Annotated in this window: 18 protein-coding genes; 10 read left to right on the forward strand and 8 right to left on the reverse strand. The window is 65.5% G+C overall.

Annotated features, from left to right (window positions below; all coding sequences use genetic code 11):
- Nucleotides 1–40 precede the first annotated feature (40 nt).
- From ACXYMR_RS11180 to ACXYMR_RS11200, 5 genes are all read left to right on the forward strand, one after another.
- Nucleotides 41–1,486, forward strand: coding sequence for a serine hydrolase domain-containing protein (locus ACXYMR_RS11180; RefSeq protein WP_458942952.1), 1,446 nt, complete (start codon nucleotides 41–43; stop codon nucleotides 1,484–1,486).
- Between the two features lie 113 nt (nucleotides 1,487–1,599).
- On the forward strand, nucleotides 1,600–2,877 hold the full coding sequence (locus ACXYMR_RS11185; RefSeq protein ID WP_458942953.1) for an alkaline phosphatase family protein: 1,278 nt from the start codon (nucleotides 1,600–1,602) through the stop codon (nucleotides 2,875–2,877).
- Complete coding sequence (locus ACXYMR_RS11190) at nucleotides 2,874–3,950, forward strand: Kelch repeat-containing protein (protein ID WP_458942954.1); 1,077 nt, start codon at nucleotides 2,874–2,876, stop codon at nucleotides 3,948–3,950. The genes ACXYMR_RS11185 and ACXYMR_RS11190 overlap by 4 nt, the downstream gene beginning before the upstream one ends.
- Nucleotides 3,951–4,093: 143 nt before the next feature.
- Complete coding sequence (locus tag ACXYMR_RS11195; RefSeq protein WP_458943219.1) at nucleotides 4,094–4,585, forward strand: superoxide dismutase family protein; 492 nt, start codon at nucleotides 4,094–4,096, stop codon at nucleotides 4,583–4,585.
- Nucleotides 4,586–4,658: 73 nt separating this feature from the next.
- Nucleotides 4,659–5,255: a hypothetical protein gene (locus ACXYMR_RS11200; RefSeq protein ID WP_458942955.1), complete on the forward strand. Its 597-nt coding sequence runs from the start codon at nucleotides 4,659–4,661 to the stop codon at nucleotides 5,253–5,255.
- A gap of 84 nt (nucleotides 5,256–5,339) precedes the next feature.
- Here the strand turns inward: ACXYMR_RS11200 and ACXYMR_RS11205 are convergent, their stop codons facing one another.
- A complete protein-coding gene (locus tag ACXYMR_RS11205; RefSeq protein ID WP_458942956.1) occupies nucleotides 5,340–5,843 on the reverse strand; it encodes a single-stranded DNA-binding protein in 504 nt (167 codons plus the stop codon).
- A gap of 305 nt (nucleotides 5,844–6,148) precedes the next feature.
- On the opposite strand from ACXYMR_RS11205, the gene uvrA reads away from it, so the two are divergent.
- Nucleotides 6,149–9,025 carry an excinuclease ABC subunit UvrA gene (uvrA, locus tag ACXYMR_RS11210; protein ID WP_458942957.1) on the forward strand — a complete coding sequence of 959 codons (2,877 nt, stop codon included), beginning with the start codon at nucleotides 6,149–6,151 and terminating at the stop codon, nucleotides 9,023–9,025.
- Nucleotides 9,026–9,114: 89 nt separating this feature from the next.
- Here uvrA and ACXYMR_RS11215 read toward each other — a convergent pair whose 3' ends face one another.
- The 3 genes from ACXYMR_RS11215 to ACXYMR_RS11225 form a co-directional block, all read right to left on the reverse strand.
- Entirely contained in the window at nucleotides 9,115–9,750 is a 636-nt protein-coding gene (locus ACXYMR_RS11215; protein WP_458942958.1) for an exopolysaccharide biosynthesis protein, read from the reverse strand.
- Nucleotides 9,751–9,876: 126 nt separating this feature from the next.
- Nucleotides 9,877–10,929 (reverse strand): hypothetical protein, encoded by a 1,053-nt coding sequence (locus ACXYMR_RS11220; protein ID WP_458942959.1) that lies wholly within the window; start codon nucleotides 10,927–10,929, stop codon nucleotides 9,877–9,879.
- A 75-nt stretch (nucleotides 10,930–11,004) separates the two neighbouring features.
- Nucleotides 11,005–11,913 carry a hypothetical protein gene (locus ACXYMR_RS11225; RefSeq protein WP_458942960.1) on the reverse strand — a complete coding sequence of 303 codons (909 nt, stop codon included), beginning with the start codon at nucleotides 11,911–11,913 and terminating at the stop codon, nucleotides 11,005–11,007.
- A 147-nt stretch (nucleotides 11,914–12,060) separates the two neighbouring features.
- Here ACXYMR_RS11225 and trmFO point away from each other — a divergent pair, with 147 nt between their 5' ends.
- Both trmFO and ACXYMR_RS11235 read left to right on the forward strand, forming a co-directional pair.
- Nucleotides 12,061–13,461 carry a methylenetetrahydrofolate--tRNA-(uracil(54)-C(5))-methyltransferase (FADH(2)-oxidizing) TrmFO gene (gene trmFO, locus ACXYMR_RS11230; RefSeq protein ID WP_458942961.1) on the forward strand — a complete coding sequence of 467 codons (1,401 nt, stop codon included), beginning with the start codon at nucleotides 12,061–12,063 and terminating at the stop codon, nucleotides 13,459–13,461.
- Between the two features lie 66 nt (nucleotides 13,462–13,527).
- Complete coding sequence (locus ACXYMR_RS11235) at nucleotides 13,528–15,504, forward strand: alpha/beta hydrolase family protein (RefSeq protein ID WP_458942962.1); 1,977 nt, start codon at nucleotides 13,528–13,530, stop codon at nucleotides 15,502–15,504.
- A gap of 19 nt (nucleotides 15,505–15,523) precedes the next feature.
- Here the strand turns inward: ACXYMR_RS11235 and ACXYMR_RS11240 are convergent, their stop codons facing one another.
- The gene (locus ACXYMR_RS11240; protein WP_458942963.1) at nucleotides 15,524–16,219 is read right to left on the reverse strand and encodes an SDR family oxidoreductase; all 696 of its coding nucleotides are present in this window, start codon (nucleotides 16,217–16,219) and stop codon (nucleotides 15,524–15,526) included.
- Nucleotides 16,220–16,299: 80 nt separating this feature from the next.
- Nucleotides 16,300–17,115 (reverse strand): squalene/phytoene synthase family protein, encoded by an 816-nt coding sequence (locus ACXYMR_RS11245; RefSeq protein WP_458942964.1) that lies wholly within the window; start codon nucleotides 17,113–17,115, stop codon nucleotides 16,300–16,302.
- A gap of 108 nt (nucleotides 17,116–17,223) precedes the next feature.
- Here ACXYMR_RS11245 and ACXYMR_RS11250 point away from each other — a divergent pair, with 108 nt between their 5' ends.
- The gene (locus ACXYMR_RS11250; RefSeq protein WP_458942965.1) at nucleotides 17,224–17,826 is read left to right on the forward strand and encodes a superoxide dismutase; all 603 of its coding nucleotides are present in this window, start codon (nucleotides 17,224–17,226) and stop codon (nucleotides 17,824–17,826) included.
- An 84-nt stretch (nucleotides 17,827–17,910) separates the two neighbouring features.
- Nucleotides 17,911–19,164, forward strand: coding sequence for a serine hydrolase domain-containing protein (locus tag ACXYMR_RS11255; protein WP_458942966.1), 1,254 nt, complete (start codon nucleotides 17,911–17,913; stop codon nucleotides 19,162–19,164).
- Nucleotides 19,165–19,220: 56 nt separating this feature from the next.
- On the opposite strand, the gene secF is transcribed toward ACXYMR_RS11255, so the two are convergent.
- Together secF and secD are read right to left on the reverse strand one after the other, a co-directional pair.
- Nucleotides 19,221–20,165, reverse strand: a complete 945-nt coding sequence (secF, locus tag ACXYMR_RS11260) for a protein translocase subunit SecF (protein ID WP_458942967.1) — start codon at nucleotides 20,163–20,165, stop codon at nucleotides 19,221–19,223.
- 12 nt (nucleotides 20,166–20,177) lie between these two features.
- Nucleotides 20,178–21,830 carry a protein translocase subunit SecD gene (secD, locus tag ACXYMR_RS11265; RefSeq protein WP_458942968.1) on the reverse strand — a complete coding sequence of 551 codons (1,653 nt, stop codon included), beginning with the start codon at nucleotides 21,828–21,830 and terminating at the stop codon, nucleotides 20,178–20,180.
- Nucleotides 21,831–21,840 lie beyond the last annotated feature (10 nt).

A 21,840-nucleotide genomic window follows, 5' to 3' on the forward strand; every position in this document is an offset into this window, starting at 1 on the left:
GCCAGGTTCGATCCCTATCACAATTGCTGGAGCCAACCTCATGAAAGCTTGTTCACTTCTCCTCCGACTGGGGCGGGCCGGCGCCGCCTTCGCGGCGACCCTGGCGGTCACGGCACCGGGCCTGGCGCAAGAGACCGACCCGGCCCGGCAGGACCGCCTCGCGACCATGTCAGACCGCTTGGAAAGCGCCGGTTTCACCGGGCATGTAGCCATCCGCCATGGCGGCGAGATCGCCTATCATCGCGGTGCCGGCTTTGCCGACCCCGACAGCGAGCGCGCCTACGGCATGGACACCCAGGTTGATATCGGATCGATCACCAAGACCTTCACCGGCATGGCCGCTGCCGCCCTGATCACGCAGGGTGCCCTGAGCCCGGACAACCGGCTGGACGACTTCTTCGAGGACGTGCCCGCCGACAAGGCCGGCATAACCGTGCACCAGATGCTGACCCACTCGGCGGGTTTTCCCGGCGCGGTCGGCGATGACGTGGCCGACGAGGATTTCGAGACCTTCCTGGCCAATGCTTTCGCCGCCGAGCTGAGCTTCGAGCCGGGCAGCGCCTATGCCTACTCCAATGTCGGTTTCTCACTGGTCGCCGCGATTATCGAGCGGGTCACCGGCATGCCGTTCGAAAGGTATTTGCGGCAAACCTATCTGCTGCCGCACGGGCTGGATGCCACGGGCTACGGGGCGGCACTTGATCCCGCTCACGCGGTGCATGTTGCCGATCGCGGGCGTGTCGACGAGGTGTCCTGGGGCGGCCATCCGCCGAACTGGAACCTGATCGGCAATGGCGGTCTGCTCTCGACCCCGCGCGACATGCTGGCCTGGGGCGAGGCGTACCGACGCGGCGAGATGGTGTCGCCGCAGGCCCGCGACCTGGCCTTGACGCCGCACCAGAGCGAAGGCGGCGGCTCCGATTACGGCTATGGCATCGTCGTGGAAGCCACCGAGCTGGGGCCACTCTACTGGCACAATGGCGGCAATCCCTTCTTCAATGCGCACTGGCGCATCCTGCCGGAGCACGACTTCATCCTGTTCGCCAATGCCGACCAGCGGGCGGTCAATGCCGATGTCGTGGCCGAGGCGATGACTGCGGCCTGGTTCGGCGAGCCCTATGACATCCCGGTACGCGATAGCGCGACGGCCCAGACAGTCGCCCTGCCCGACACGCCGGGCGGCGAAATGGCGGGGCGGTTCCTTGACCTGCTGGCCCGGGGCGACCGGTCAGCAATGGAAATCTATGTGACCTCCGACATGACCACTGACATGCAGGCCTTTGCACCCATGGAGCAGCACCTTGCCATGCTGTCCATGCTGCAGGCTGACCTGCGCGGTGCTCGCATTGTCGGCGTCACCGACCGTGGTTCGCGAATCGTGGTCGCGCTGGAAGCGCCCGAGCTCGGCGAGAGGGTGCGGCTCGCGCTGGACTATACGGGCGAGCGTCCGGCCCGGCTCGCCGGACTCAATGTCGACATGGACTGAGCTGCCATACGCGCCCCGCCGGCGGCCGAAAAACCGGCGGCGGGGCTTGCACCGGAAGCGACAAGCTGACTGACTGCGCGGATCGATGCAGCCCACAGCCCCCCGGGACCGCCATGATCGCTCGCCTGCCAGCTCTGTTGATTTTCCTGCTTCTCTCCGCCTGCATGCACCGCGGACCGGCCGTTTCGCCAGCGGCGGACACGCCACCGCCCATCGTCCTGATGATCGGGCTGGACGGCCTGCGCGCGGACGCCCTGGACGACTGGGACACGCCGCACCTCGACGCCCTGGCAGCCCGGGGCGTGCGCGCAGAGCACATGGTCCCGGTCATGCCGACCAAGACCTTCACGAACTTCTACACGCTGGCCACCGGCCTTTATCCCGAGCACCACGGCATGGTGTCCAACGCGCCGTACGACCGATCCCTCGACACGGTGTTTTCCAACCGCGCCCATTCCGGCGATCCGCGATGGTGGCAGGGAGAGCCCATCTGGACCCTGGCCGAACGCCAGGGGCTGACCGCGCACATCATGTTCTGGCCCGGCAATGAAGCGCCGCAGGACGGCATCCGCCCCAGCGTGTGGCACCCCTATGACCACGACCTGCCCTACCCGGACCGGATCGCCGAGGTACTTTCCTGGTTCGATGTACCGGTCGACGAACAGCCGGCCTTCGGGGCCGTCTATTTCGATCATGTCGACAGTGTCGCCCACCGGCACGGACCCGGCTCGGCCGAGGAGGGCGAGGCGGTGGCCCTGGTCGACACGCTGGTCGGCCAGATCGTCGAAGGACTGGAGACGCGAGGAGTCCTGCACCGCACCCACATCATCGTGGTATCCGACCACGGCGTTACCGCCGTCAGTCCCGACCGTGTCATCCGGCTCGACACCCTGGCGTCGCTGGACGGGCTGTTCATTCCCGAATTCTCAGGGCGCTACGGTGCCGGACTCGAACCGTTTGTCATGGCCTACGGCCCGCCCGAGACCGCGCGGCAGGTCCGCGACGCGCTCAACGCCAGTGACGTCCCCCTCACGGCCTACCTGCCGTCCGACATGCCGGAGGCCTGGCAATTCAATCACCCGGACCGCGGCCCGGACCTGTTCATTCTCGCCGATCCCGGCTGGGCGGTAACTCTGGCCGCCACCGATGTGGAAGGAGATGCCTGGATGTCCGGCCTGTCCGGCAATCACGGGTTCGACAACCGCCTGCCTGAGATGGCCGCCGTGCTGATCGCCGCTGGCCCGGCATGGCCGGACGGCCAGGTGGTCGAGCCGGTCGCCAACACCGCCGTGTATGGGCTGGCCGCTTGCCTGCTTGGACTCGAAGCGCCCGCGCATGACGGGTCGCCCGAGGACATCGCCCGCCTGAGCGGCGGTGCTTGCCCGTCATGACCGGCTGGACGCGACGCACCACGCTCGCCTCGCTGCTGGCGACCGGCCTGGCGGCGCCCCTGGCCGCTCCCGCGCGGGCCCAGACCTGCCGCTCCGAAGCCGAGCGCTGGCTGGCCGCGAGCCCGTTGCCCGTGCGCACGCAGGAGATCTATCCCGCCGTGCTCGACGAGCGCATTTATGTCGCCGGCGGCCTGTCGCCCGACGCTCCCGAGGGCCAGGACGGAATTCTCGAGCGCGCCTTCGTGTGGACCGAGAACCGGGATGCGGCGACCCGGTTTCGGCGCGAGGACTGCCTGGCCCGCAATGGGTGGCGCGAGATCGCCCCCCTGCCCGAGCCCCGTCACCACCCCAATCTGGTGGCCCATGACGGCGCCATATACGCCGTTGGCGGGTTTCGCGCGGGGGGCGGCGGCCGCTGGCAGATGCTCGACCGGCTGACCCGCTATGACCCGGACAGCGACACCTGGACCGAGCTGGCTCCCATGCCACGGCCATTCGCGGAAACGGTGGCGCACGCCCTGCCGACCGGATTGCACGTGGCCACCGGCCGGCAGCCATCCGGTACGAGCAACGCCAACTGGTCCGACCATGCCGACAGCGCGGCCCATTATGTCTACGATGCCCGCTCTGACCGCTGGCACGAGGCGGAGCCCAATCCGGTGGCCCGCAATTCCGCCGCCGGCGGAGTGCTGTCCAACCGCCTGCACGTAGTCGGCGGGCGTCTGGTCAATGCCGGCAATCGGGCCGACCACCAGGCTTTCGACACGATTTCCGGTCGCTGGCAGACCCTGGCACCGCTTCCACAGGCCCAGGGCGGCCTGGCTGCCGCCGTGGTGGGTGGTCGGCTCTACGCCTTCGGTGGCGAGTATTTCGATGATGCCGGTGGCGGCGTCTATGCCGAATGCTGGATCTATGAGCCCGGCCGCGACATATGGTCGGCCGGACCGGACATGGCGGTGCCCCGCCACGGCCTCGGCGGCGTCGCTGTCGACGGACGGGTGTTTGCCGTGGCCGGTGCGACCGAAGCGGGCGGTCGGGGAACCTCGAACCGTCTCGATGTGTTACTGCCCTGAACCGGAACCGCTATCCCGCGGCCAGCCATAGCCTGGAGTTTGCCATGTCAGCCCCGATCCTTCGCATCGCCCTTGCCACCGGCACGGCCTGCCTCGCCCTCACCGCCTGCACCGCTGCAACCGCGGAGGAAGAGGGCCAGGCCATGGCGCCCGCCGTGATGGAAACCGTGCGTGCGGAGCTGGTCGGTACCGACGAAGCCGTCAGCGGACTGGCCACCTTCACCCAGGGACCACAGGGCGTCATGGTTCGCGTCCAGCTGCGTGACCTGCCCGTTGACCAGCGGGCCGCCTGGCACGGCCTTCACCTGCACGAAACCGGGGATTGCTCGGCCAGCGATTTCACCTCGGCGGGTAGTCACATCAACCCGGACGGCCGGGCGCACGGCCTGCTCAATGCGGACGGCCCTGACAATGCCGACCTGCCCAATGCCTGGGCCGACGCGAGCGGCAATATCAATGTCGAGATCTTCACACCGCGCGTAAGCCTGAACGGCGAGAACGGCAAGCCGGCACTGCTCGACAGCGACGGCTCCGCAATCGTCATCCATGCCGGTCCCGATGATCAGGTTTCCCAGCCGATCGGAGGGGCGGGCGCCCGCATCGCCTGCGGAGTGATCGCAGTGGTCGCGGATTAAACTTCGGAAACCTCCGCAACCCTGGAGCGGGAAAACCGTTTCTCAGGTGTCCAACAGCTATCAGGAGGACACCATGAAAACGCTCTCATCCAGCCTAATCGCCCTGACGCTTGCTGGCACCGCCGGACCGGCGGCCATTGCCCAATTGCCCGACATTACCGGGCAGGTGCAGGGAACCATCCAGAACTCCACTCGCCTCGGCGTGGACAACCGCCTCGGTGACACGCTGGTCGACCAGCGCACCGGCCTGGCCGCGGACACGCGCCTCGCTTCACACCTCAACAGCCGCCTCGGCAGCTATCACATGAGCGACGCGCAAGGCTCGCTGCGGGCCCAGCTCGACGCGGATGCCCGCGCCTGGGTGCGCACACCGGAAGCGCGCGTGAGAACACGCACATCCGGTCACGGACATGCCTCGATGCGAGGTCCGCGACATGATGCGAGCTATGCCCGTGTCAATGTCTATACCCGCGATGGCTACCATGTCGGATATGTCGACCCGGAGCCGTTTGCCAGTGACGGCCAGCTGCGCGTGCGCAGCCGGACCAAGGCCGGTACCCAGATCGGCTATGTCGCTGCAGACCGGGCCCGTTTCAGCCAGGACGCCAATGCGGTGGTGCTGGCCATGGGCAAGGCGGAATTCGGCAATCGGCCGTTCCACGGCTCCTAAGCCATCGCCTGCAAGCAAAAGGCCCCGGCAAGCAGCCGGGGCCTTTTTTATTCGAACCGCACACAGGGGCCTGGAATTCCGGTTCTAGAACGGGATCTCGTCGTCCAGGTCGTTATTGCGGAAATCTTCCTTGGGGCCGTCCATCGAGCGCGAACCGCCGCCGGACCCGCCCGAGCCGCCACCGAAGCTCTCGCCCCCGGAGCCGCCGCCATAGCCGCCGCCCGAACCGCCTTCATTGCGACCGTCCAGCATGGTCAGCTCGCCGCGGAAGCGCTGCAGCACGACTTCGGTGGAGTATTTCTCCTGGCCGTTCTGGTCGGTCCACTTGCGGGTCTGGAGCTGGCCTTCGACGTAAACCTTGGAGCCCTTCTTGAGATAGTTCTCGGCCACCTTGGCGAGGTTCTCGTTGAAGATCACGACGCGGTGCCACTCGGTCTTCTCGCGGCGCTCGCCGGAGGACTTGTCGCGCCAGTTCTCAGACGTCGCGACCGACAGATTGCACACCGGGTCGCCATTGCCCATGCGGCGGATCTCCGGGTCGCGCCCGAGATTGCCGACCAGAATTACCTTGTTGACGCTGCCCGCCATCACCCGTTCTCCATCTTGTCGCGGCTACCGATTGACCGGCCACCATTTTGTTCACATTCTGTTCCGAGGGTCAAACGCCCCCGAGTCGCGGCGATTTGAGAGGACCGGGGGCACAGAGTCCAGAGACAGAGATCATGCATGGCGCAGATTGACACCTCCCGGTGGTCGGTATCGGGCTTGTTTCGACCGACCTCCTGCCTACGTCATGTCAGCAGCACGCGGCGGCGAACTGGACGGCGACTGGTGCGTTCTCTAATTGTTCATCGATTTTGCAGGATTTCGCCTCTCAGGCGACAGGGATTTTCATGGCACTCGACAAGATCCGCGTCCAGGGCGCACGCGAACACAATCTGAAGAATGTTTCCGTCGAGCTGCCGCGTGACAGCCTGATCGTGTTCACCGGCCTGTCGGGCTCGGGCAAGTCCTCGCTCGCCTTCGACACCATCTATGCCGAGGGCCAGCGCCGCTATGTGGAAAGCCTGTCGGCCTATGCCCGGCAATTCCTCGAACTGATGGCCAAGCCGGACATGGACTCCATCGAGGGCCTGTCACCGGCCATCTCGATCGAACAGAAGACGACCTCGAAGAATCCGCGTTCCACCGTTGGCACGGTCACCGAGATCTACGACTATATGCGCCTGCTCTGGGCCCGTGTCGGCATTCCCTATTCGCCGGCCACCGGCCTGCCGATAGAGAGCCAGACGGTGAGCCAGATGGTCGACCGGCTGATGGCGCTCGAGGAGGGGTCACGCCTCTACCTGCTGGCCCCCGTGGTGCGCGGCCGCAAGGGCGAGTACCGCAAGGAGTTTGCCGAATGGCTGAAGGCCGGCTTCCAGCGCGTCAAGGTCAATGGCGAGTTCTACACGCTCGAGGACGCGCCGAAGCTGGACAAGAAATTCAAGCACGACATCGACGTGGTCGTGGACCGCGTCGTCATCAAGCCGGAGCTGGAAAGCCGACTCGCCGACAGTCTTGAGACCGCGCTGCGCCTGGCCGACGGCATCGCCGTGGCCGAGTTTGCCGGTACGCCGGCCGAGGGCGAGGCACCAGACCGCATCGTGTTCTCGGAAAACTTCGCCTGCCCGGTCTCCGGCTTCACCATCGCCGAGATCGAACCGCGCCTGTTTTCGTTCAACAATCCGTTCGGCGCCTGTCCGAGCTGTGACGGGCTGGGCATGTCGCTCAAATTCGACGAGAATCTGGTCGTGCCCGACCGCGACAAGCGCCTCTCCGACGGCGCCATCGCGCCGTGGAGCCGGGCCACGTCCAAGCTTTACCAGCAGACCCTGACCGCCCTCGCCGGCCATTTCGACGGCGACATGACGACGCCATGGCGCGACCTGCCGGAGGCCTTCCGCAAAATCGTTCTCTACGGCACCAAGGACAAGGTCACCTTCACCTATGAAGACGGGCTGCGCACCTTCAAGACCAAGAAGCCGTTCGAGGGCGTGATCCCCAATCTGGAACGGCGCTGGCGCGAGACCGACAGCTCCTGGGTGCGCGAGGACCTGTCGCGCTTCCAGTCGGCCCAGCCGTGCGAGACCTGCGGCGGCAAGCGCCTGAAACCGGAAGCCCTGGCGGTGAAGATCGACGAGATGGACATCGCCCAGGCCGGCGAGCTGTCGATCCGCAAGGCCGGCGAGTGGTTCACCGCCGTCGAGGACACGCTGTCGCCCAAGCACAGGCAGATCGCCGAGCGCATCCTCAAGGAGATCCGCGAACGCCTGAAATTCCTCGTCGATGTCGGGCTGGACTATCTCACCCTCGACCGCGCCTCGGGCACCTTGTCCGGCGGCGAGAGCCAGCGCATCCGCCTGGCCAGCCAGATCGGCTCGGGCCTGACTGGCGTCCTCTACGTCCTCGACGAACCCTCGATCGGCCTGCACCAGCGCGACAATACCCGCCTGTTGGAAAGCCTGCGCGGCCTGCGCGACCTCGGCAATACGGTAATCATCGTCGAGCATGACGAGGAAGCCATCATGACCGCCGACCATGTCGTCGACCTGGGACCGGCAGCCGGCGTGCATGGCGGCGAAGTCATCGCCGAGGGCACACCGGAGGAGATCATCGCCAATGCCGAATCCCTGACCGGCCAGTACCTCGCCGGCACGCGCCGCATCGAGGTGCCGGGCAAGCGGCGCAAGATCGACCCGAAGCGCACGGTCAAGGTGGTCGGCGCGACGGGAAACAATCTCAAGGGCGTCGACGGCGAGTTTCCGCTCGGCGTGTTCACCTGCGTCACCGGCGTCTCGGGCGGCGGCAAGTCGACCCTGACCATCGAGACCTTCTACAAGGCCGCCGCACGGCGCCTGCAGAAGGCCCAGCAGGTGCCGGCCCCGCACGACCGCATTGAGGGGCTCGACCGGCTCGATAAGGTGATCGACATCGACCAGTCGCCGATTGGCCGCACGCCGCGCTCCAATCCGGCCACCTATACCGGCGCCTTCACGCCGATCCGCGAATGGTTCGCCCAGCTGCCCGAGGCCAAGACGCGCGGCTACAAGCCGGGACGGTTCTCGTTCAACGTCAAGGGCGGGCGCTGCGAGGCCTGCCAGGGCGATGGCGTGGTGAAGATCGAAATGCACTTCCTGCCCGACGTCTTCGTGCCCTGCGACGTGTGCCACGGCAAGCGCTTCAACCGCGAGACGCTGGAGGTCCAGTTCAAGGGCAAGTCGATCGCCGACGTGCTCGACATGACGGTCGAGGAAGGCGCCGAGTTCTTCAAGGCGGTGCCGTCCGTGCGCGACAAGATGGAAACCCTGAAGCGGGTCGGCCTCGGCTATGTCAAGATCGGCCAGCCGGCGACCCAGCTTTCCGGTGGCGAGGCGCAGCGCGTCAAGCTGTCCAAGGAGCTGTCCAAACGGGCCACCGGCAAGACGCTGTATATCCTCGACGAACCGACCACCGGCCTGCACTTCGAGGACGTCCGCAAGCTGCTGGAAGTGCTGCACGAGCTCGTCGACGCGGGCAATACCGTGGTCGTCATCGAGCACAATCTGGATGTCATCAAGACCGCCGACTGGCTCATCGATCTCGGCCCCGAGGGCGGTGATGGTGGCGGCGAGATCGTTGCCGAGGGGACGCCGGAAGATGTTGCCAAGGTCAAGCGTTCGTGGACCGGCCGCTACCTCGCTCCGCTGCTGGAACGCGGCCACGAGCTGCGCCGCCAGCACGCCGAATAGGCCGGACAAGGCCTGAGCAAAAGACGGGTCTGAATGAAGAGGTCAACAGGAGGTCCGGCCCGCAAGCTGAGTGGGCGGGCGATCCCGCGCTAGAATACCAGGCTCCACAGCCCCCACATCCCGCCCATGCTGATCAGCCCGCCGAGCGCCAGGACCAGCCCGTCATGGGCAGTCAGGCCGACGGCGATGACGGCCAAGGCGAGGGCCGGAAGGACGATGCCGCCGGGGACCAGGGCGCCGACGCCCATGGCCAGCGACAGCAGCACGCACAGCAGGGACAGAAGGAAGGGCCAGGGCGAGCGCAGCATGATCTGGAAGCGCCGGTCGAGGAAGCCGTCAATGAACCGGAAGGTCGGCATGCCCCATTCCATGCCCTTTCTGAACTTGCTCGACGACACCTCGAAATTGCGCACCTTGCGCGGCAGCCAGAGAGTGCGGCGGTTGATCAGGAAGTGCACGGAGATGAGCAGGGCGAGCCCAGCCATGGCCATGGACACGCCCGGCAGGGCGCCGACCACGGGCAGCACGGCGATGACGCTGGGAAACAGCAGGAGCGGCCCGTAGGAGCGGTGTGCCAGGCCGTCGAGTATGGCCCCGACAGTGACCTTGTCGCCCTCGGCGCATTCACACAATTCCTGGAACACCCCCTCCAGCGACCCACGGCGCGGCCTTGAGGTATCGTCATCCTCGACCCGGTCGCTGGTTGCCTGATTGGAGTCACTCACCTCGATACCACCCTTGCCTGCCATCCGGGGATGCACCAGCAACGGGCGGGTTGTGGCTTGGTTCCCATGCAAAGCGGGGCCGACGGAAACCGCCGACCCCGCTGGCCCGGATCCAGGGCCTGGCCATCAGTTCTCGCTGGGCGTCGCACCCAGGGGATGGTCGGCTTCGAGCACCGGCGCATCCTGGCTCGGTGCATCGCTGGCACGGTAGCGCACCGCGTTGTAGGCGCCGACACCATGCCACATACCCTCATAGATGATCTGGGCGGCATAGCTGACGACGAAGGCAATGCCCAGGAGGATCAGCGTCGTCGGCGAGCTGAAGGCGTCACCAAGGGCGGCCATGACCTCGCGGATTTCACCGTCCTCGAGCTGGGACTCCAGCAGGGACAGCTCACCGATCGCCGGCAGGACAGCGCCGAGAGCCACGAGCTGGACAATGGTGGAAACGATCATCGAGATCACCATCACGAAGATGCCGACCACGAAATAGGTCAGCAGCATGTGCCAGAACACGCCGCTCGACGCGTCCCAGCTCTCGAAGAAGCGGAACTTGCGGTCGAGCACTGTCAGGGCCGGCGCCGTGGCCAGCTTGACGGCAATGAACACGGCCAGAGCGAGCCCCAGGACCACACCGAGGAAGATCAGCAGACCGCCGCCCATGCCGGCCCCGATCGAGCCCTCATTGGCACCGATGATGGCGCCGCCGCCAAAGCCGAAGACCAGCATGACGATAGCCGCCGCCACATACAGGGCGATGCCGACCACGACGTAGAGGATGTTGACGCCGAGCAGGCGCAGCTCGTCACCGCCGAGGCGGTAGGGAATGACCGGCTTGATCTCGTCGCGTGTCAGGAAGCGCATCCAGGCACCCTGCAGCATCAGGGCGATGATGATGGCGACCGGCATGATGAGCACGGCGATGCCGATCAATGGCCCGGCAATGCCCAGGGCGCGCTGGGTCGCCTCGGCCTCGCTGAGCCCGCCGGCCTTCTCCGCCTCGGCCAGCGCACCCAGATTCTCGACGGCCGGCCACGCCAGCGCCAAGCCCGCCGCGCAGGCCACGAAGACCAGCAGAATCTGGCACAGGATGAGCCACATCGCGCCGCCGGGGCGCTCCCCGAAACGCTTAAAGAAAAAGAAAATACCGGTGCCGATATCGAAATGGCCAGACGTCATGCTGCTCTCCCCCGAGACTGCTGCTGCGAGACCCTATCATGAGGGTATCCGCAACAACATCCAGAGGGACGCGTCTCAGTCCTGTCCCGCGTCGCGCGGTGGCCGGGTGACGGTCTGGTACATGTAGGCGTACAGGCCGGAGACCACCGGCACGTGAACGGCCGACATCAGACCATGCCAGCGCAGGTACTCCTGGGCCCGCCCGAATCCGGGCGCGTCGACGCCTTCCGGGCCGAGCTCCAAGTCCATGGCCAGGAAGTGCCCGCCGGCGAGGGCACTGAGGGTCTCGTAGAGCATGATCTCGATGACGATGAAGGGCACCATGGCGAGCACCAGCGCCGCAGCGATGCGCCAGGCCTGGCCATGGCTCAGATTCCAGACGCTGAGCACCTGGACCTTGCGCTGGGCGATGGTGGCCGGAAAGGCCAGGATGAGACGCGCCGTAAGCCACAAGATGACCGCCGCGGCGGCCAGCCCGAGCAGGATGAGCACACCCCATTCGCTGCCGCCGAGATAGGCCGTGGTCTGGGTCAAATCGAAGCCTTCGGCCTCCGGGTCGATCCCGGCCTGCTCGAGCGAGCCCAGGGCGATCGAGGAGAACACAACGGCCCAGAACATGAACACCAGAAGGAAAACCAACAGGGTCAGGGCGGAAATCAGCAGCGAGACCAGGAAGATGTTGAGCTCGTCGCGCCCCAGCCTGAGGCCGAGCCAGCCGCCGAAATCCCCACGCACCGCCATGCGCAGTGCCGCTGCCGACAGGGCCAGGCTGGCAAGGAAGGTTCCGATCGCCAGCAACAGGTAGACCAGCTGCAGTCCGGCATTGGCCGTTTCACCCCCGGTCTGCGTCTGCAGCAGGACCAGCTGCAGCGCATAGCCCACCGTGTACGGCACGCCGGCGATCAGGATCGGGCGCCAGTGGGCGAGGAAGAAGGCGTAGGCCGCCAGTACGCTGCGCACGATGGGAATGGGTCTGGAGGTCATGTCTACCTGTCCGTTCAAGTCAGGGTCAGACATACAGGGCCGGTGCCGCGGATCAAGCGCCGAGAGAAGCGGCTTTGGGTCGCGGGGAGCGGTTCCGCCCGGCACCAACCGCCCCGTACCATTGACTCACCGCCCTCTCGGCTCGATATGCCGCGCATGACAGATCAAGCGCACAAACCCGTACACGTCATCGGCGGCGGCATGGCCGGCTCCGAGGCGACCTGGCAGCTCGTTTCCAAGGGCATTCCCGTCATCCTGCACGAGATGCGCGGGGTGAAGGAGACCGAGGCCCACAAGACCGACGGCCTGGCCGAACTGGTGTGTTCCAACTCCTTCCGCTCCGACAATGCGGCGACCAATGCGGTCGGCCTGCTGCACGAGGAAATGCGCCGCCTCGGTTCGATCATCATGGCGGAAGGCGACAATAATCGCCTGCCCGCCGGCGGCGCCCTCGCCGTCGATCGCGATGCCTTTTCCGCCGCTGTCACCAAGACCCTCAGCGAGCATCCGCTGGTGACGATCTGCCGCGAGGAAGTCCCGGCCCTGCCGCCGGAAGACTGGGACAGCGTCATCATCGCCACCGGTCCGCTGACCTCGGAAAGCCTGTCCCAGGCCATCCTGGCGGAAACCGGCGAAGGCGAGCTGGCCTTTTTCGACGCCATCGCGCCGGTGGTCTATCGTGACAGTGTCAACATGGAGAAGGCCTGGTTCCAGTCGCGCTATGACAAGGGCGAGACCGAGGCCGACCAGAAGGCCTATCTCAACTGCCCGATGGACAAGGCGCAGTACGAGGCCTTCATCGACGCGCTGATCGAGGGTCCCAAGACCGAGTTCAAGGAATGGGAGGAGAACACCCCCTATTTCGAGGGCTGTCTCCCCATCGAGGTGATGGCGGAACGCGGCCGCGAGACGCTGCGCCACGGGCCGATGAAACCGGTCGGCCTGACCAACCCGCACAATCCGACGGTCAAGCCCTGGGCCATCGTGCAGCTGCGCCAGGACAATGCGCTGGGCACGCTGTTCAATCTCGTGGGCTTCCAGACCAAGCTGAAATACGGCGCCCAGACGGACATCTTCCGCATGATCCCGGGTCTGGAGGAGGCGCAGTTCGCGCGTCTCGGCGGCATCCACCGCAACACCTTCCTCAACTCGCCCAAATTGCTGGACGCGCAGCTGCGCCTGAAGAAGCAGCCGCGCCTGCGCTTTGCCGGTCAGCTGATCGGCGTGGAAGGCTATGTCGAGAGCGCTGCCATGGGCCTGCTGGCCGGCCGTTACGCCGCCGCCGAACGGCTCGGAACCCGCCTCGCCCCGCCGCCACCGACAACCGCGCTGGGCGCCCTGATCGCCCACGTCACCGGCGGCCACATGGATGCCGGCAAGGGCTCCTTCCAGCCGATGAATGTCAATTTTGGCCTGTTCCCGCCGATCACCCAGCCGACCCACGACGCGGACGGCAACAAGATCAAGGGCAAGGCCAAGACGCCGGCGCGCAAGACGGCGCTGTCGGAGCGGGCGCTTGCGGATCTGGGGGCGTGGGCGGCGGCCTGAACCAAGCGCGTGGTTGCAATTTTCGCCCGCTCGCGTTTAGATCGGTGATCGAGTTGGGGGGAAACAATGTCGCGATTCTTGCCAGCCGCCTCGGCGGCCCTGGTCGGCGTGTGCCTGATGGCCGGCTCTGCGCTTCTGGCCGCAGCGGCCGACGCCGAGACGAACAGTGACTTTCCGGTAGACGCCTTTTCCAGCCTGCCTCACATGAGTCTGGCAACCCTCTCGCCCGACGGCGAACACATCGCCTTCCTGACAGCCGTCGATGAGCAACCTCTATTGATGGTCATCAACCGCGAGACGCGTGCCAGTCAGTTTGTCGAAGTGTCGGAAATTCGCCCTGAATCCATACACTGGGCGGATGCGAGCACGGTCTATCTGAGGGCGAGCGATGTGACCTCGATGTTCGGGTTTACCGGTGCCATCGACTACCGTGCCATCATTGCATTTGATATTGGCAATCAGATGGAACCGCGCCAATTGCTGCGCCATAGTCGGCAGGTTGGCTTCAATGTTAATCACGCTCGGCTGGTTGGGGTTGACCCGAATACGGGCGAACTCCTTATCCCGGCCTTCGACGACGAGCGCGATTACAACCTCCTGGCTGTGGACGCGACGACGGGGCGTAGCCGGCGACGCGCGCGAGGCCGAAGTAATACACAGGATTACGCCGTCGGTCCGGCTGGCGAACTACTCGCTCGCATGGACTACGATCAGGAGCGCAATCGCCAAACCATCTTCATTCCAGAGGAGCGAGGTTGGGAGCGGATTCTCAGGACGACCGATGCGGACCGCCCCGCCTTCTGGCTGGCCGGCCAACTCCCGGACGGCCGCTTCGCCGTCACCACAACATTTCTCCCCGACAGCCCGAGTGGCGACAGCCGTCACGGTCTCTACGAATTCTCACTGGAGACCGGAGAAATTGTCGATGTCATTTTCGAGCACGACAGGTTTGATCTCGGCGGCGTTCGCGTCGACCCCTACAGCAATCTGGTCATCGGGGTACACTGGGAAGACGTGTTCAGGGAACACCTCTGGTTCGACGAAACCTTCGCGGACCACCAACGGGTACTGGACGCAACCTTTCCCGACGGGTCGCCCCAGATTCAGAGTTGGAGTGCTGATCGCCACGAATTCCTCATCCGAGTGGAGCGCAGCACCGCGCCACCGGCGTACTACCTGTACACACCATCGGCAGGCGCCCTTGTTTTTCTGGCCAGCGCTCGTGAAACGCTGAACCAGGCACCTCTCCCGTCCCGTGATCACATCTCCTACCCGGTGCGAGACGGTCATCAGCTTGAGGCCTACCTGACCCGACCGTCGGGTGGCGGCCCCTTCCCGATGGTGCTGCTGCCCCATGGAGGCCCGGAATCCAGGGACGTGGGTGGCTTTGATGCATTGGCCCATTTCCTCGCGACACGGGGCTACATCGTCGTACAGCCGAATTTTCGGGGCTCGGAGGGCTATGGATATCGCTGGCGCGCGGCCGGGTTCGGCCAGTGGGGCCGCGGCGTCATGCAACACGACCTAACCGACACCGTGGGCGTGCTGGTGGACGCCGGATTGGCCGACCCAGATCGCGTTTGCATCGTCGGCGCCAGCTATGGCGGGTACGCCGCCCTGGCCGGAGCCACCTTCACGCCGGATTTGTATCGATGCGCCGTGTCAATCGCGGGCGTAAGTGATCTGCCCGGCATGCTCTCCTACACGCAAGAGCGCTTCGGCCGGCACCACTGGTTCGTCAACGCCTGGCAGGAGCGCTTTGTCGGGGCCAGCGATAACAGCTTGCGGGAAGCCATGAACGCCCTTTCGCCGGCGCGACACGCGGACGCAATGCGCGCGCCGCTTCTCCTTCTGCACGGAAGAGACGACTCGGTGGTGCCATTGTCGCAAAGCCGGCAAATGGAGCGCGCCGTGCGCCGGGCCGGCGGTACGGTTGATCTGATAGAACTCGACAACGGCGATCACTGGCTCAGCTCAAGCCAGTCCCGCCGGGAGGTGTTCCTGGCGATCGAATCATTCCTCGGTCAACACCTCGGCGAGTAGCTCGACGCGGCGCTGCGCCCTACCAGGGCAGGTCCTGGCCGGAGACGTGGAAGAAGCGGCCGCTCATGGCCGGGTTCTTGAAGGCGCGGGCCATCAGGTCGAGCTGGCCGGAAACGGCTTCACTCGTGGTCAGCTGGCCGTTCGCGCCGCCCATATCGGTCTTGACCCAGCCCGGGTGCAGCACCAGGACGACGATGCCGCGGTCCTTCAGGTCGATCGACAGGGACTTGCCGATCGCATTGAGAGCCGCCTTCGACGCGCGATAGCCATAGGCGCCACCACTGTCATTGTCGGCGATCGAACCCATGCGAGAGGATTGCAGGGCGATGACCTTCATTTCGGAGGCCGCGACCCGGTCGGCCAGGGCCTCGACCAGGGCGAGCGGGGCGATCGAGTTGACGCTGAATTCCTGCAGCATCGCCTTGCCGGCGGAGTGACCGAACTGGCGCGTCGAGCGGCTCATCATTCCGGCATTGGCGAACAACAGGTCGATCGGCGTGTCGATCGCCTCCGCGAGCTGCTGCGGCGCGCTGAAATCGGTGGCGTCATAGGCCACGACGTCCAGCTTGCCATCACCGACCGGCAGGCCATTCAGTTCGTCGGCCTGGTCGGGATTGCGGCAGCATGCGGTGACGTGCCAGCCGCGCTCCAGCAATTGCCGGGTATGTTCCAGGCCCAGTCCGCGATTGGCTCCGGTTATCAGCGCGTGCAGCATCGGTCAGTCTCCATGGGGTGGTTCGGGGGATTGGCGGCCACCCTAGCGCAGCCGCCGCGATTGTCACCGGGGGAACGGCGTTAACGGCCGGTCAGTGACAGCCAGGTCAGGCGCCACTGGCGCGCCAGTAGCGGGCGTTCGGGGGCGAGATGATAGGGGTTGTCAGGCAGGCGGTCGAGATAGCCCGGGGCCAGGGCCGCATAGCCCATGGCCGGCACGGCCGGCGCCGGGATCGGTCCGGCCGCCTTGAGCTCCCGGCAGGCCTCACGGGCGGCGTCGATGACGGCGGTCCGGGCCGCCGCGACGCGCTCGGGACCGAGGCCCTGGGCCAGCATGGCGGGTGTGGCCTCATGCTCGGCCAGCGCGTCCGTGCCGACCGGAGCCCGGCCGATGCGGGCGCGAACCGGGAATGCGCGCAACAGGCCGGTCAGACCCCAGGCCCGCCCGGCAGCCTGCACATGCTGTGCGTCGACCTCCGCCTCGCAGACCTGCACACCGAGGCGCATCAGCCTCACCGCCGTCGCATCGACATAATCGAGCACGCTGTCCAGGCTGGCGAAGGGCTGGGCCGCGACATCATCGAAGCGTGCCTCGACGAGGCCGTGCAGGTCGGCTTCGGCAATCTTTCCGGTCAGACCGGCCAGCGCCTCGGTAACATCGTGGCGGCGCACCACGCGGGGCGCGGCATAGAGATCGCTGACGGCGTCGCGCCACCAGACCAGTTTCATTTCCCCGATCAGGCTTTCCGAGGTCGCCTCGGCAATGCGCGCGACTTCCTGGTTGAAGGCGTAAAGCGCCAGCAGCCCGTCACGCACGTCCGGTGTTGCAAACAGGGCGGCCAGGCGGCGATCCGGATCGCTTTGCGCCAATTGCGCGTTGATCGTGTGGTCTGTCATGCGGCTTTCCGGTAGACACGGCGGTGTGCCGCACCATATGTCCTGATATCCAAGAAGGGTCTCAACGACCTACATCTTTCCTGACGCTTTTCAAACGAGAGGTCTCTCATGTCTTTCACCTTGCCCGACCTGCCCTATGCCAAGGACGCCCTGGCTCCCCATATCTCGTCTGAGACGCTCGATTTCCACCATGGCAAGCACCACAATGCCTACGTCACCAAACTGAACGACCTGGTCAAGGACACGCCGCTGGCCTCCAAGTCGCTCGAGGAGATCATCCACGAGACCGACAATGACGACAGCAAGGCCGGCATCTTCAACAATGCCGCCCAGGTGTGGAACCACACCTTCTACTGGCAGTCGATGCGCCCGAATGGCGGCGGTGCGCCGAGCGGCCAGCTGGCCGACATGATCGACCGCGACTTCGGTTCGCTCGACGGTTTCAAGAAGGCCTTCACAGATGCCGGCGCCGGACAGTTCGGTTCCGGCTGGGCGTGGCTGGTCCTGGCCGGCAACAAGCTGGAAGTGCGCAAGACCCCGAACGCCAAGACACCCCTGACCGAAGAGGGCGTGACGCCGCTGATGACTATGGATGTCTGGGAACACGCCTATTATCTCGACTACCAGAACAAGCGCCCGGCCTACATGGACGCCTTCCTGGATCACCTGGTGAACTGGGAGTTCGCGGCCGAGAACCTGTCGGCAGCCTGATCAGGCAAACATTGACGGACCGGGTCGCCAAGGCGGCCCGGTCGCTCTATTTTCCCCTCGGAACGCTTTTCCGAGGGGATTTTCATGTCTGTTCATACCGCTACCGGCGCGGCCATTATCGCTGCGGCCCTGCTTGTTTCCACGCCTGTCCACGCCATCCAGGATACTGCTGTCGACACCGCCCCCCTGATGGCATTGAAAGCGGAGCTCGCCCGCCTGTCCGACGCGGGAGTGCGCCCCGGCTACGCGCTCGTGGTCGCCCAGGATGGCGACATCGTATTCAGCGCCGAGGCCGGGCAGAGCGATCTTGAGGCGGGCACACCGTTTACCCTCGATACGCCCGTCCGGATCGCCTCCATGAGCAAGCCGGTGACCTCACTGGCCACGCTTATGCTTGTGGAGAGCGGCCAGATCGGGCTGGACGACCTTGTCAGCACCTACATTCCGGCTTTCGCCGACGTCCGGGTTGCCACCTCGCTCGAGGCCGATGCGGCAGGCGAGTTCACCACGCGCCCGCCAGCCCGGCCAATGACCATTCACGATCTGCTGACGCACACGTCGGGATTGGGGTATCTGTTCGACACCGACACCGATCTGGGCCGCCACTATCTTGCCCATTCCCTGTACGAGGGCGAAGGCGACTTGGCCGCCCGCATCGACCGGTTGGCAGAGCTGCCGCTGTATTTCGATCCGGGCGAACGGTGGGCCTATTCCTACGCGACCGACGTGCTGGGTCGGGTCGTCGAGGTGGCCTCTGGCGAAGCTTTGGAGGACTTCCTGGAAACCCGGATCTTCGAGCCGCTGGAAATGCACTCGACCGGTTTTTTCTACGAGGATACCGACATCGACCCCGAGTCCATGTCGCCGCTCTACGTGCACGATGAATCCGGCACACTTGTGCGCCATGACCAGCCCGACCCCGACTGGGCCTCAGGCGGCGGCGGCCTGGTCTCCACTGCGCGCGACTACATCCGCTTTGCCAGCCTGCTGGCCCAGGGCGGAGTGTGGGGCGAGACCCGCCTGGTCGAGCCGGAGACATTCGCGCTGATGGCGACACCGCAGGTGACCAGCGAACAGCTCGGGGAACGCTGGGCCGGTGCGTCCTTCGGCTACGGCGTGGACATCATCCTGCCGCCCGCCGACGGCGCCGAACCGCGCGGCATTCCCGGCGATATCAGCTGGGGCGGCTATTTTGACACAGATTTCTTCGCCAGCCCCGCCACCGGCTTCGCGGCGGTTCTGCTGACCCAGGTCCAGCCGGGACCGCATCGGCCCGCCCCGTCCTCCGCCGCACTGCTTCGGCCGGCCTCCTACCAGGCCCTGAACACCCGCCCCTGAAACAGGAACAGGCCCGCCAACCGGCGGGCCTTCCCAATTTGCCATATCCCGACCGGTCAGGCCTGCTCGCCCTCGCGCTGGACGCCGGTGAACATGAGGATTGGCGACGCGACGAAGATCGAGGAATGGGTACCGATGATGATGCCCCAGATCATGGCGAAGGCGAAGCCTTGCAGCGACGCGCCGCCGATGACGTAGAGCGAGACCAGAGCCACCAGGGTGGTCGACGAGGTGAGGATGGTGCGTGACAGCGTGTCGTTGATCGACAGGTTGATCACGTCCTCCAGAGGCATTTTCTTGTACTTGCGCAGGTTTTCCCGGATCCGGTCGTACACGATGACGGTGTCGTTCATCGAGTAGCCGACAATGGTCAGGATCGCCGCCACCGTGGCCAGGTCAAAGGTCAGCTGAGTGATGGAGAACAGGCCGATCGTGGCGATCACATCGTGGACCAGCGCGATGATCGCTCCGGCCGAGTATTGCCATTCGAAGCGGAACCAGATGTAGATCAGCATCAGGAACAGGGCCACCGCGATGGCCGTCGCGCCGGCCACGACCAGCTCGCCGGACACTGCCCCGCCAATCACCGTCCAGGAGATATCCAGGTCGGGATAAACGGCCAGCAGGGCTGTTTCGAGCTGTTCGCGGGCCGCGTTCTGGGCCTGCTCGCCCTCCATGCCCTCGCCTGGCTGCAGGGGCAGCGAGACCAGAACCGTGGCAAATCCCTCCGACGTGTGACCGGCGCCCTGCACGCGCGGCTCGCCGAGGCCGAGGCCACCGGCCACGCTGCGGATGCCGTCGAGGTCGGCTTCCGGCTGAGGCACGATCACTTCGCCCTGGATGCCACCGCGGAAATCAATGCCGAAATTGATGCCGTTGACGGCAAAGGCGACGATCGAGCCGACGATGATGAACGCCGATATGACCAGCGCGATGAAGCGGTGCTGGACGAACGGCACATTGGCCGAGACGGGGAGATATTTGACGAGAGCCGGTAACATGATCGCCCCTCCTTACAACGGGATTGATTTGGGCTTGGTCGCCCGCAGCCAGAGCACCACCAGAAGGCGGGAAAACACGAAGGCCGTGAACACAGAGGTGACGATGCCTATACCGAGCGTCACGGCAAAGCCGCGCACCGGACCGGCGCCGAGCATGAACAGCACGGCCGCGGCGATGAAGGTGGTGATATTGGCATCCAGGATGGCTGCCAGGGCACGTTCATAGCCGGCTTGCAACGCATTGGCCGGGGTGCGGCCATTCTTGGCCTCCTCACGGATGCGCTCGAAGATCAGCACATTGGCATCGACCGCCATGCCGATGGTCAGGATGATGCCGGCAATGCCCGGCAGTGTCAGCGTGGCCCCGAGGCCTGACAGCGCACCCAGCAGGAGCACCACATTGGCGATCAGTGCCGTGGTCGAGAACAGGCCGAAAACACCATAGGCGCCGAGCATGAAGACGATGACGGCGCCAAAGCCGATGATCACGGCCAGCCGGCCGCTTTCGATCTGGTCTTCGCCCAGGCTGGCCGAAACGGTGCGCTGCTCGACCGGGGTCAAGGTCGCCGGCAGGGCACCGGCATTGAGCAGGATGACCAGCTGGTTGGCGGTCTCGTAAGTGTAGCCGCCGCCGATCACACCTGAACCCGACAGGATGGCGTCATTGATACGCGGCGCGGTGATGATCTCGTCGTCGAGCACGATGGCAAACTGGCGACCGCGATTGTTGCGGGTCAGCTCGCCGAACACCAGGGCGCCCTGGGTATCCAGGGTGAAGCCGACCACCGGCCCGACATAGGACGGGTGCGTCGTCACATTGGAGTTGGTCAGGTTTTCGCCGGTCAGGCGGGCCCGTGTCTCCACCGCCAGCCATTGCGTGCCATTGCTTCCCGCCATCGGGTAGACGGTGCGGCCCGGCGGCACGCGACCCTGGCCGTTCGGGCCCGGATCGATTGTGCTGTCCACGAGATGGAAGCTCATTGCCGCCTGGGTACCGACCAGGTCGATGATTTCCTGCGGGTCGTCGGCCCCCGGCACCTGGACGAGGACACGGCGGTCGCCCATCCGCGCAATTGTCGGATCGGTGGTGCCCATGCCGTCGAGACGACGACGGATCACGGTAATCGACTGGCTCAGCGTGCGGTTCTGGATCGCTTCGAACTGTTCCGGCGTCACCTGCATGCGGATGGCTGCGGCATCGTCGGGGTCCGGCGTGATCTCGTACATCCGGGCCAGCCCGGGGGCGCCGGAAGCGGACGTCACCGTCTGGTTGAGGTCGCGCAGCAATTCGAGCGCCCGGTCGCGATCCTCCTCGCGCACCATCAACACCACGACTTCGTCGTCGATCACCGCAACCGAGCGCGACAACACCTGGTTGGTGCGCAGCGTGCGGCGGGCATCGTCGGCGAGGGCTTCAAGCTGGCCCTGGCGCACCTCTTCCAGATCGACCTCGAAAGCGATGTGGGCACCGCCCTGCAAATCGAGACCGAGATTGACAGTCCGACTGGGGATCCAGCGCCAAATGCCGCGGGCTTCCCGGGTATTGTCGATCTCGTCGATCGTGTATCGCGTCGTTTCCGGCACGAAATTGGGGATCGTGTACATCACCCCGAGGGCAATGACGGCGAGAATGGCAATGAGCTTCCAGCGCCCGAAATGCAGCATGGCGGTGCGG

The organism is Maricaulis sp. CAU 1757 (assembly GCF_054482675.1).